This window comes from Collinsella sp. AM20-15AC (assembly GCF_003471405.1).
Taxonomy (GTDB): Bacteria; Actinomycetota; Coriobacteriia; order Coriobacteriales; family Coriobacteriaceae; genus Collinsella.
This window is the reverse complement of sequence record NZ_QRJA01000037.1, coordinates 1-12,405: the sequence shown is the minus strand read 5'-3', so window position 1 is coordinate 12,405 and position 12,405 is coordinate 1. Positions and strand designations below refer to the sequence as shown.

Genomic DNA, 12,405 nt, shown 5'->3' with positions numbered 1-12,405 from the left:
GGTTACACCCTAAGAGCAAACCACCCCTTTTAGGGGTGGTTTTGATTGTGCCGGGGCTGCCCATCTGTCAGTTTGTCTTGATCTGTAACAGATGGAGGGCCAAATTGGGCCTAGATGTTACAGATCGAGACGGCGTCGAGTTGCCCGTCCTTCCATCTCAATCCGTAACACGAGAGGCTGATTTCGGCAGTTACCTGTTACAGATTGAGATTACTTTAGCCGCCTTGCCCGTCTGTCTCATTCTGTAACAGGTAGACCCGATTCCAGCGGTTATTTGTTACAGATTGAGACAGTTTCTTGCAATAATTCTGTTTGTCTTGATCTGTAACAGATAGACCCAATTTTGCCGGTTAGGTGTTACAGACCGAGATTGTTTGGTCGAGGCGGGCCACGGGCAATACGCGGGCACAAAAAACGGAGCCGTGTTGCCACGACTCCGTTTCTCAAGAGGATGGGTAAGGGAAGCGAAATTAGTTCAGGTGCCAGATCTCGTCGTTGTACTGGGAGATGGTGCGGTCGGACGAGAAGGTGCCAGCGTTGGCGATATTGATGAGCGCCTTGCGCATCCAGGCGTCCTGGTCCTCGTAGTCGGCCAGTACGCGCTCCTTGGTCTGGATGTACTCCTCAATGTCGAGCAGGGCCATAAACCAGTCCTTGCCCTTAATGTCGTCGTGCAGCCGCTGCAGGCGCTCGGCATTGCCGGTCGCCATAAAGGCGGGGTTGGTGATAAAGTCCACCAGCAGCTTGATACCGGGCTTGCGGTAGAGTGCGCTGGCGTTATAGCTGCCGTCGGCGTAGAGCTGCTCGACCTGTTTGGACGAGGCACCAAAGGTATAGATGTTCTCGTCGCCCACGAGCTCGGCAATCTCCACGTTGGCACCGTCGAGCGTGCACAGGGTTAGGGCGCCGTTGAGCATGAACTTCATGTTGGAGGTGCCGCTCGCCTCCTTGGAGGCCAGGCTGATCTGCTCGGAGATGTCAGCGGCGGGGATCACGCGCTCGGCGGCGGTGACGTTGTAGTTCTCGATCATGACAACCTGCAGGTAGGGAGCCACGTCGGGGTCGTTTGCAATCCACTGCGACAGCGTCAGGATCAGATGGATGATGTCCTGCGCGATAGTGTAGGCAGGCGCCGCCTTGCCGCCAAAGATGATGGTGACGGGGTGCTTAGGCCTGTTGCCGTTCTTGATATCGATGTACTTCCAGATGATGTAGAGCGCGAGCATCTGCTGACGCTTGTACTCGTGGATGCGCTTGACCTGGACGTCGATGATGGCGTTGGAGGGAATGGTCACGCCCTGCTCGAGCGCCATGAACTGGCGCATGATGGCCTTGGCCTCGACCTTGGTGGCGGCCAGGCGCTCAAGAACGTCCTTGTCGTCGGCGAACTTGGCGAGTTTGCTCAGATCGCCGGTGCTGCGCCAGTCGGTGCCGATTACATCGTCGAGCAGGCTGGCGAGCGCGGGGTTGGCTCCATGGATCCAGCGGCGGAAGGTGATGCCGTTGGTCTTGTTGGAGAACTTCTCGGGATAGATCTCGTAGAACGGATGAAGCTCGGTGTCCTCCAGGATCTTGGTGTGGAGGGCGGCTACGCCATTGATGGAGAAGCCAAAGTGGATGTCCATGTGGGCCATGTGGACGGTGTCGTATTCGTCGATGACGGCGACGCGCGGGTCATCGTGCTCGGCCTTCGCGATCTCATCGAGCTTGACGATAATGTCGGCGATGGCAGGGGAGACCTTCTGCAGGCTGACGAGCGGCCACTTCTCGAGCGCCTCGGCAAGAATCGTGTGGTTAGTGTAGGCGACCATGGAGCGTACGATGGTCACGGCCTCGTCAAACTCGATGCCATGCTCGGTGGTGAGCAAGCGAATGAGCTCGGGGATGACCATGGTGGGGTGCGTGTCGTTAATTTGGACCACGGCGTAGTCGGCCAGATCGTGCAGGTTGCTGCCGCGCTCGATGGCCTCGTCGATTAGGAGCTGGGCGGCGTTGCTCACCATGAAGTATTCCTGGTAGATGCGAAGCAGGCGGCCCTGCTCGTCGGAATCGTCGGGGTAGAGGAACAAGGTGAGGTTTTTGGCGATCTCGGTCTTGTCGAAGTCGATGGAGCTGCCGGGGACCAGGCCGTCGTCGACGCTCGCCAGGTCGAACAGGCGCAGACGGTTCTTGGTGGGCTGGCCGTAACCGGGCACGTCGATGTTGACGAGCTTGGAGGTAACGGCAAAATCGCCGAACTCGACGGTGTAGGAGCGGTCGTCGTCGACTAGGATGTCCTGCTCACCGAGCCACTCGTCGGGGACGGCCTTCTGCTGGTTGTCGACAAAGCGCTGACGGAACAGGCCGTAGTGATAGTTGAGGCCCACGCCATCGCCGGTCAAGCCCAGAGTGGCGATGGAATCCAGGAAGCATGCGGCCAGGCGGCCCAGGCCGCCGTTGCCGAGCGACGGCTCGACCTCGAACTCCTCAATCTTGTTGAGGTCGTGGCCTGCGGCGGTGAGCTGGTCCTTAACCTCGTCGTAGATGCCGAGGTCGATCATGTTGTTGATGAGCAGCTTGCCGATCAAAAATTCGGCGGAAATGTAATAGAGCTTTTTCTTGCCGTTGTTGAGCGGGCAGGCGGCGGAGCGCTCCTGCACGAGTTTGACCAGCAGCTTGTAAATGCGACGGTCGTCGAGCTGCTCGAGCGAGGTGCCAAAAGACTGCTCGGCGAGTTCCATGAGGTTAATTTGGGGCATGTTTCCTCCTGTAATGGGTTGATTACATGTCTGCAATTCATAAGAATCCCGCGCGAGGGGATTGGGGTGGCCTCGCGCGGGTAAGCAAGCGCGTCCGCACGGTGGGGAGGGGTCGGGCGCGGTAGCTCCTATTGAGGAAGCTCGATTTCGGCTTCCGACGGGATGCGGAAGTAGGTCTCGGTCCAGTCGGTGAGTTTGTGCTCGAGCTCGCGGGTGATGGCGCCGTCGAGCATGCGCCAGGTCCAGTTGCCGCCCAGCGTGGCAGGGGTGTTGATGCGCGCCTCGTTGCCCAAGTTGAGCAGGTCCTGCATGGTGTAGATGCACGTGTCGCTCACGCTGGCTGCGATGGTTCGGTTGAGCGCGTCGGCGATGGGTTCGCCGGCCTGCTGATGGGTGTACAGGGCTGTCTGCTCGCGCTGACGCGGGGTAGCCGTTCCTTCAAACCAGCCGCGTGCCGTCTCGTTGTCGTGAGTGCCCACGTAGGCGACGGTGTTGGCAATGTAGTTGTGCGGCAGGTAGTACGAGTTGGTGCCCTCAAAGGCAAACTGCAGGATCTTCATGCCGGGGAAGCCCGAGTTGTCGCGCATATCGATGACGCCGGGGGTGAGGAAGCCCAGGTCCTCGGCGATGATGGGCAGCGTGCCGAGCTTTTCCTCGAGTGTCTTGAAGAGCTTGAGGCCGGGACCCTGCGTCCACGAACCGTAGGACGAATCAGGCGAGGAGAACGGCACCTCCCAATAGGCCTCGAAGCCGCGGAAGTGATCCAGGCGGATGACGTCGTACATGTCGAGGGCGGCGCGAATGCGGCCCTCCCACCAGGAGAAGCCGTCGGCCTCCATGGCGTCCCAGTCGTAGATGGGGTTGCCCCAGTACTGGCCGGTGGCCGAGAACTGGTCGGGCGGCGTGCCGGCGACGCTCACGGGATTGCCGGCGGCGTCGATCTTAAAGAGCTCAGGTGTCGCCCACATCTCGACGGAGTCACGCGAGACATAGATGGGCAGGTCGCCGATGATGAGAATGTCGCGCTCGTTGGCATAGGCCTTGAGGCGGCTCCACTGGCGATCGAAGAAGTACTGCGTCATCTGGTGGTAGAGCATACGCGCCGGATGGTCGGCGCAGACCTTGGCGGAAGCCTCGCCGCGGGTGCGGAGCTCCGCGGGCCACTCCCAAAACGCCTTGAGACCGCACTCCTCTTTGACGGTCATGAACTCACAGTAGGGGATGAGCCAGTCCTCGTTGGCCTGGATAAAGTCATCGAAATCGGCCGGCTTGTCGGCAGCAAAGCGCTCGGCGGCGCGGTCGAGAATCTGACGGCGGCCACCAAAGATGGCACCGTAGTCGACATTGCTGGGGTCGGATCCCAGATACACGCCATCGATATCGCGCTGCTCCAGATACCCTGCCTCGATAAGCTCGGCAAAGTCGATAAAGTTGGGGTTGCCTGCGCGGGCCGAGAACGACTGATAGGGCGAATCGCCATAGCTGGTCGTCGTAAGGGGCAGAATCTGCCAGTAATGTTGTTTGCACGAGGCGAGAAAATCGACGAAGTCGTAGGCATTCCAGCCAAAGCCGCCGATTCCGTATGGTCCGGGCAGAGATGAGACGGGCATGAGGACGCCGCTTGCACGCTCCATGAATGCGCTCACCAACCTTCTTGTTGTGGGGTCGGCCTGCCGATGGGTGTGCAGTCCGCCTCCGATGTTCTGATTCGATACGCCTATTGTAAAACATGTTGTTTAAACATGTACAGGCAAGATAAAAAAGTTGGTCGATTTTCGGCGAATGGTTACATGCCATGAAAAAGCCCCGACCTCACAACGTGAGATCGGGGCAAGAGCGGTATGTAGGTTTTTGCTACTCGGCGTCGGCGAAGCCGTTGGGGTTATGGCTCTGCCAATTCCAGCTGTCGCGGCACATGTCCGCGATGTCGTACTGGGCCTTCCAGCCCATCATGCGTTCGGCCTTGGAGGCATCGCACCAGTTGGCGGCGATATCGCCGGCACGGCGCTCGCGAATCACGTAGGGCAGCTCCTTGCCGCAGGCCTTGGAGAAGGCGGCGACGACCTCGAGTACCGAGGTGCCGGTGCCGGTGCCCAGGTTAAAGATCTCGACGCCGGTCTTGCCGTTCATCCAGTTGAGGGCGGCAACGTGACCGGATGCCAGGTCGCACACGTGGATGTAGTCGCGCACGCCGGTGCCGTCGGGGGTGGGGTAGTCGTTGCCAAAGACCTGAACGGCCTCGAGCTTACCGACGGCGACCTGGGCGACGTAGGGCACCAGGTTGTTGGGGATGCCCTTGGGGTCCTCGCCGATCAGGCCCGACGGATGGGCACCGATGGGATTGAAATAACGGAGCAGCACGACGTCCCACTCGGGGTCGGCGGTGTGGACGTCCATGAGGATCTGCTCAATCATCCACTTGGTCCAACCATAGGGGTTGGTCGCGGGCTTCTTGGGGTCTTCCTCGGTGACGGGCGGATTGTCCGGATCGCCGTAGACGGTCGAAGAGCTCGAGAAGATGATGGACTTACAGCCGTGGTTGCGCATGACATCGATGAGCACCAGGGTGTTCTCGATATTGTTGTGGTAGTACTCGACGGGCTTGCTCACCGACTCGCCAACGGCCTTAAAGCCGGCGAAGTGGATGACGCGGTCGATCTGGTGGGTATCGAAGATCTTGTTCATCGCATCGCGGTCGAGCACGTTGGCCTCGTAGAAGGTGAGGTTCTTGGCGGCCTCGTCGCCCACGATGGTCTTGACGCGGTCGATGGCAACGGCGCTGGAGTTGGAGAGGTCATCGACGACGACAACCTGGTAGCCACCCTCGAGCAGCTGAACGACGGTGTGCGAGCCGATAAAGCCGGCGCCGCCGGTAACGAGGACGCAGGTGTCTTTGGGGTCGAGTGCTTTGGACATGTAGTCTCCTATCGAATCAGGAACACTTCTTGAGGGGAGTATAGCGCAGCTGGGGGCGCCCAAAACACGCGGGGCAGGAAAACCAGAGGATTGATGTTAACGTACTCATAGGGTGTTATTTGCATAATCCTTACCTTTGGTGTGGGACGTATTTGCGAGCCGCTGACCATGCTTTTCCAGCCGTTCGTGGAAATAGTTGGGACAAGCGCGATGTGCGTTAATATGTTTGAGTTGAGCGACATATAAATAAGCATGTAACGGAGTACATATGTCACCAAACAACGATTCCATCTTTACGCAGGAGCTTTCGCGCCGCACTGCCCTTAAGGCTCTTTTCGGCGCCGCTTCTGCGGCTGTTCTTTTTGGCCTGCCCGCCCGCGCCCATGCGGCTGAGGCCAGTCAAGAAACCACCGACAAACTGAATGCCGCCCAGGCCCAGCTCGACGAGGTCCAGGCTCAGCTCGACAGCATTGCCAATGAGTACGCGGCGCTCGCCAACAAGAATGCCCAGACCCTCAACGACATCGAGAATGTCCAGGGCAAGATTGACGACACGCAGGCCCAGATCGATGAAAAGAAGGCCGAGCTCAAGAAGAAGCGCAACGACCTTTCCGATCGCGTGGCCGCCAGCTACAAGTCCGGCGGTACGAACATCCTGTCGCTGCTGCTGGCCTCTGGCTCGTTTGAGGAACTCGTCGCCAACGCGCATTACGTTGAGAAGATCAACAAGAGCGACCGCGATGCCATCGAGGATATCCAGACGATTCAGGCTGAGCTCGACGCGCAGAAGACCGAGCTCGAAGCACAAAAGGCCAACCTGGAGAAACTCAAGGACCAGCAGACGGCTCAGATGCAGGATATGCAGGCCAAGCAGCAAGAAGTCCAGACCGTGCTGAACGGTCTTTCCGACGACGTCAAGGAGCTCATGGCTCAGCGCGATTCCGAGATTCTCGCTGCCGCCCAGGCCGAGGAGGCCGCTAGGAAGGCCGCCGCTGCCGCGGCCGCCGCGAACAAGAACAATTCCTACTCGGGTGGTTCGAGCTCGGGCGGTGGATCGTATGCGCCCGGAACTCCGCAGCAGAATGCCGGCTCGGGCAAGCAGCAGGCCGTCGTCAACGCGTGCTACTCCACGCCTTCGCCGGGTCAGAACTGGTGCGCGGCGTGGGTTACCAATGTCTTCCGCAATGCCGGCGTGGGCTATTTTGGCGGCAACGCGTGTGACATGTTCAACGCCTGGTGCTATAGCTCCGACCGCTCGGCGCTGCAGGTGGGCATGATCGTGGCCGATTCCTCGCACAGCGGCACGGGTGCTCCGGGCCTTATCTACGGTCATGTGGGTATCTACGTTGGCGGCGGCATCGTAATGAGCAACGAGGGCGCCATTACGTCTAAGTCGCTTGATTCGTTTATTAGCTTCTATGGCACTGGGTCGGGCGTGCGTTGGGGCTGGCTTGGCGGTATTGCGCTGTCGTAACTGCGGCTTGAAGCTGGTTGGTCCGGGACTGCGGGCGAGGCATAAGGTTGCCTGCTCTACAGTCCTGCGCAAGACGAAGGCCACATTAAGTGGCCTTCTTTGCGTGCGGAACTCGCGACCAACCTTATGCCTCGCCCGCAGTCCCGGACCTTTCGGGTTCAAAGCGCGACACACCGGACTGGTTGCCTGATATAAAGATGGCGAAGCCCCCTTTCGGGGCCTTCTTTTTTATTAGAGGAATTCGCCTACTCGGTGGACTTCGGGTTCTAGGTCTACGTCGAATTGGTCTTTGACGGTTGTTTGGATGTGGCGGATGAGTTCGTCGACATCGGCGGCGGTGGCGTGGTCGGCGTTGACGATGAAGCCGCAGTGCTTTTCGCTCACCTGCGCGCCGCCGATGGCGTGTCCTCGCAGGCCGGCGTCCATGATGAGCTTGCCGGCAAAGTAGCCCTCGGGGCGCTTGAAGGTGGAGCCGGCACTCGGCATGTCGAGCGGCTGCTTGTCCTCGCGGCGCTGGTGGTAGTCGTCCATGTCGGCCTTGATCATCGCGGCGTTGCCCGGGGCGAGATTGAAAGTGGCCGAAAGCACGACGAAACCGTCGTCGGCAATGCGGCTCTTGCGATAGCCCAGGTTGAGCTCATCGACATCGAACTCAATAATGTTGCCGCTGCCGCGGGTGCCGTCGTCGAGCATGCGGGCGGGCTTGTAGACGCGCACAGACTCCAGCACATCGGCCATGCAGGCGCCATAGGCGCCGGCGTTCATATAACAGGCGCCGCCGACCGATCCGGGGATGCCCGAGATGGGCTCCATGCCGGTGAGGCCGGCCTCGGCTGCCGTCGCGGCGACATCGGAAAGCAAGGCGCCGGCTGCTGCCGTGACGTGCGTGCCGTTGACCGTAATGTCGGAGAGGCCCTCGCCCAACGCCACGACGACGCCGCGGATGCCCTTGTCGCCGACGAGTAGGTCGGAGCCGTTGCCCACGATGGTGAGGGGCAGGTCGCAGCGATAACAGGTGTCAAGCGTGGCGACGAGGCCCTGCTCGGTGTCGGGCGTGACAAAGACGTCGGCCGGGCCGCCGATCTTAAACGTGGTGTGGTCGCGCATGGGCTCGCTCATCAACACGTTGTCCTCGCCGGCAACACCGGCGAGCGCGCAGAGCAGGTCCTCGTTAAAAAAGTCATTCTCGTGCATACGAATATCCGCCTTATGGTGGTCGTTTTCATCAATCGAATGCAATATACCCCACCCGGATGGATTTGGTGCAAAGTAACCTGACCCCAATGCATCACATGGTGCAAAGGGGCCAGGTTACTTTGCACCAATCACGGCGGTAAAACAGCCGTCTACCGGATTGGTAAAGTGTTTATCATCGAGGTAGAGGGACGGTCGCTATACTTTCAAGAGATTGCGCGAATACTCGGAAGGAGCGAGATGGGCAACAAAGTTACTCTCAAGCAGATTGCCCAGGAGGTGGGGCTTTCCCCCTCGTCGGTCTCGCTTGTTCTCAATAATCGGCCCTGTCGCATCTCGGAAGAAAACCGCAAGCTCATCAAGGAGGTCGCGGCGCGCAACCACTATGTTCCTAACCAGATCGCGCGTAGCCTGGTCATGCGCGAGTCGCGCACGCTGGGCCTTATCGTCCCTAATATCGAGAGCCGCTTTTTTGCCTCGCTCGCTGGCAGCCTGGAAAAGCGCTGCCGCGAGGACGGCTACGCGCTCTTTATTACCAGCTCGGGCGGAAGCGCCGATGACGATCTTGAGCTGCTGCGCCAGCTGGTGACGCGCGGCGTCGACGGCGTCTTTCTGGTGGTGGGTGACGAGTTCTCCGACGACCGCGCCCTGCGCGAAGAGGTCAGCCATCTGCCCATCCCGGCGGTAATGGTCGACCGTGCCATTGAGGGGCTCGAGTGCGACAAGGTGATGTTCGACCACGAGATGGGTGGCTATATGGCTACTCGCTATCTGATCGAGCAGGGCCACCGTCGCATTGCCTGCTTGGTTAACGCGCGCCGTTCCAATACGGGGCGTAAGCGACTTGCCGGCTATGAGCGCGCGCTGCGCGAGGTAGGCTTGCCGATCGACGCGCGTTTGGAGTTTGAGAGCGAGTACTACATTCCGAGTGCCTACGAGGCCTCGGAGGCGGTGCTCGCAACCGACGCCACCGCCGTGTTCGCAAGCTCGGATAACATCGCGTTGGGTCTGCTCAAGCGCCTGCACGAGATGGGGAAGAGCATTCCGGGCGATATCTCGGTGGTGAGCTATGACAACTCGGCGGCCGACGTTCTCTTTGAGCCGGCGCTGACCGCCATTGAGCAGGATCCCGGCGTGCTCGCCGAGCATGCTTTTGGCTGCATGTCCAAGCGTCTTGCCGGTAGGGGCGGTAGGCGTGCCGAAGAGGTCGTTCTGGAGCCGGCGCTTATCGTTAAGGACAGCGTACTCGAGCTTACTAAACACAACTAAACACGTTTATCAATTTGCAGAAACCGAATGTGGACCACCTGTGACTGTCAACGCCGCAGGTGAATGTCGCGTTTTGTTGATCGATGGGATTGATAAGGGTGATAAAACGTTTTTTCATCATGATAAAACGTTTTAGCAAATATACTAGTCCCAACGAAAGGTTGCCGTATCGGAAGGTGACCGCGCAGCGAAGGGACATAAACAATGGCTAAAACACTGGGAACGCCGTGGCAAAAACTGGGACATGAGGTTCCCACTTCCGAGCTCGAGGGTGTCGACCTGTATTGGCGCGCATCGAACTATCTGTCCGTCGGTCAGATCTACCTTCGCTCTAACCCGTTGATGCGCAGCGACTTTGTCGACGAGAAAACCGGTGAGGTGCGCGACTTCGGTCGTCCGGACGTTAAGCACCGCCTGGTTGGCCACTGGGGCACCACGCCCGGCATCAACTTCCTGTTCGGTCACGTCAATCGACTGATCGCCGACCACAACCAGAATGCTATCTTCTTGATGGGCCCTGGTCACGGTGGCCCCGCCGGTACTGCTCAGTCGCTGCTCGACGGCACCTACCGCGAGATTCGCCCCGACATCACCAATGACGAGGCCGGCCTGCAGAAGTTCTTCCGCCAGTTCTCCTATCCCGGCGGCATCCCGAGCCACTTTGCGCCCGAGACGCCCGGTTCCATCCACGAGGGCGGCGAGCTCGGCTACACGCTCAGCCACGCTTACGGTGCCGTTATGGACAACCCGAGCCTGCTGGCCGTGGCCGTGGTGGGCGACGGCGAGTCCGAGACCGGTCCGCTCGCGACCTCTTGGCAGTCCAACAAGCTCGTGAACCCGGCAACCGACGGCATCGTCCTGCCGATCCTGCACCTCAACGGCTACAAGATCGCCAACCCCACCATCCTTGCCCGCGTGTCCGATGAGGAGCTCACCAAGTTCTTTGAGGGCATGGGCTATAAGCCGCACTTCTTTGTCGCCGGCTTTGACGACGAGAGCCACGCAAGCATTCATGCGCGTTTCGCTGCCCTGTTTGAGCAGGTCTTCGATGAGATTTGTGACATCAAGGCCACCGCGCAGGCCCAGGCCGCCTCAGGCGAGACCGTGGTCCGCCCGGCCTACCCCATGATTGTGTTCCGTACGCCCAAGGGCTGGACTTGCCCCAAGCACATCGACGGTAAGAAGACCGAGGACTCCTGGCGCGCGCATCAGGTGCCGCTGGCGAGTGCCAAGGACACCCACGAGCACTTCCGCGTGCTGCGCGAGTGGCTGCGTTCCTACAAGCCCGAGGAGCTCTTTACGCCCGAGGGCCAGGTGCGCCCCGAGGTGACGGCCTTTATGCCGACTGGCGAGTTGCGCATCGGCGCCAACCCCAACGCGAACGGCGGTAAGGTGCGTCGCGAGCTCGAGCTGCCCGATATTCATGCCCACGAGGTCCCCGTCGCAACTAAGGGTCATGGCTGGGGCTCCACCGAGGCCGCCCGCGTCTTTGGTGAGTACACTGCCGACGTTCTGGCCAAGAACATGGATGACTTCCGCATCTTTGGTCCCGACGAGACCGCGTCCAACCGTCTGCAGGCTGCCTACAAGGTGACCAAGAAGCAGTGGGACGCCGGCTTCTACGAGGACGAGGCCAACGACGAGCTGCTGGCAGGCTCCGGTAAGGTCGTCGAGCAGCTGTCCGAGCACCAATGCGAGGGCTTCCTCGAGGCCTACGTGCTCACTGGCCGTTCCGGCGTGTGGAGCTCCTACGAGAGCTTTGTCCATGTGGTCGACTCCATGGTCAACCAGCACTGCAAGTGGCTCGAGGCTACCAAGCGCGAGATTCCGTGGCGTGCCCCCATCAGCGGCCTTAACATTTTGCTGTCGAGCCACGTCTGGCGTCAGGACCACAACGGCTTCTCGCATCAGGACCCCGGCTTTATCGACCTGCTGCTCAACAAGGCCAACGACACGCACATCGTAAACGCCTACTATCCGGCCGACGCCAACATGGCTCTCGCCGTGGCCGAGCGCGTCTACCAGTCCACTGACTGCGTCAACGCCATCTTCTGCGGCAAGCAGCCTGCTCCGACCTTCCAGACGGTCGACGAGGCCAAGGCGGAGCTCGCCGAGGGCGTTGCGACCTGGGAGTGGGCATCGACCGCCGATTCGCTCGCCGAGGCCGACGTCGTGGTCGCCACCTGCGGTGACGTGCCGACGCTTGAGGCTCTGGCTGCAACCGACATGCTGCGCGAGCTGGGCATCAAGGTATGGTTCGTCAACGTGGTCGACCTGCTCAAGATCCAGAACGTCTGCGAGAACGACCAGGCTCTCAGCGACGAGCGCTGGGCTGAGCTGTTCGGCTGCGGCGAGAAGCCCGTCCTCTTCGCGTTCCACGCTTATGCCGGCACGATTCGCCGTCTGATTTGGAACCGCCCCGGCCACGATGCCTTCCGCGTCCACGGCTACGAGGAGAAAGGCTCCACGACAACGCCGTTCGACATGCTGCGCCTGAACAACATGGATCGCTGGGCGCTGGCCGCCGACGTGCTGCGCATGGTCGACGCCGATAAGTTTGCCGAGCAAATTGATGAGTGGGAGGCATTCCGCACCGAGGCCTTTGAGTTTGCGTGTGATGAGGGCTACGACCATCCGGCCTTTACCGACTGGGTCTGGCCCGACGCCGCTGCTGCAACTGCTGCCGATGGCGCGCTCTCCGCAACGCAGATGACCGCAGGCGACAACGAGTAGGTAGGCATCCGGGACGGCCTCGCGCTGGGGCCGCCTCCGGGCTGGTGCCCTTCCTCGGAGAAGTGGGCTTCGCGAACTTCT

7 protein-coding genes are annotated in these 12,405 nt (G+C 60.3%); 3 read left to right on the top strand and 4 right to left on the bottom strand.

All coding sequences use genetic code 11. The features are described 5' to 3' along the window. Positions 1-470: 470 nt before the first annotated feature. The 3 genes from glgP to galE form a co-directional block, all read right to left on the bottom strand. On the bottom strand, positions 471-2,738 hold the full coding sequence (gene glgP, locus DW233_RS09435) for a glycogen/starch/alpha-glucan family phosphorylase (RefSeq protein WP_118267939.1): 2,268 nt from the start codon (positions 2,736-2,738) through the stop codon (positions 471-473). Positions 2,739-2,866: 128 nt separating this feature from the next. Continuing rightward, positions 2,867-4,384: a 4-alpha-glucanotransferase gene (gene malQ / locus DW233_RS09430; RefSeq protein ID WP_233502855.1), complete on the bottom strand. Its 1,518-nt coding sequence runs from the start codon at positions 4,382-4,384 to the stop codon at positions 2,867-2,869. A gap of 208 nt (positions 4,385-4,592) precedes the next feature. After that, positions 4,593-5,654 (bottom strand): UDP-glucose 4-epimerase GalE, encoded by a 1,062-nt coding sequence (galE, locus tag DW233_RS09425; protein WP_117564856.1) that lies wholly within the window; start codon positions 5,652-5,654, stop codon positions 4,593-4,595. Positions 5,655-5,922: 268 nt separating this feature from the next. Between galE and DW233_RS09420 the strand changes: the two genes are divergently transcribed. Next, positions 5,923-7,128: a hypothetical protein gene (locus DW233_RS09420; RefSeq protein WP_117636049.1), complete on the top strand. Its 1,206-nt coding sequence runs from the start codon at positions 5,923-5,925 to the stop codon at positions 7,126-7,128. 231 nt (positions 7,129-7,359) lie between these two features. On the opposite strand, the gene murB is transcribed toward DW233_RS09420, so the two are convergent. Beyond that, positions 7,360-8,322: a UDP-N-acetylmuramate dehydrogenase gene (gene murB, locus DW233_RS09415; protein WP_117638263.1), complete on the bottom strand. Its 963-nt coding sequence runs from the start codon at positions 8,320-8,322 to the stop codon at positions 7,360-7,362. A gap of 240 nt (positions 8,323-8,562) precedes the next feature. Here murB and DW233_RS09410 point away from each other — a divergent pair, with 240 nt between their 5' ends. Next, positions 8,563-9,591 carry a LacI family DNA-binding transcriptional regulator gene (locus DW233_RS09410; protein ID WP_118267937.1) on the top strand — a complete coding sequence of 343 codons (1,029 nt, stop codon included), beginning with the start codon at positions 8,563-8,565 and terminating at the stop codon, positions 9,589-9,591. Positions 9,592-9,795: 204 nt separating this feature from the next. Beyond that, positions 9,796-12,324, top strand: coding sequence for a phosphoketolase (locus DW233_RS09405; RefSeq protein WP_118267935.1), 2,529 nt, complete (start codon positions 9,796-9,798; stop codon positions 12,322-12,324). Positions 12,325-12,405: the final 81 nt, after the last annotated feature.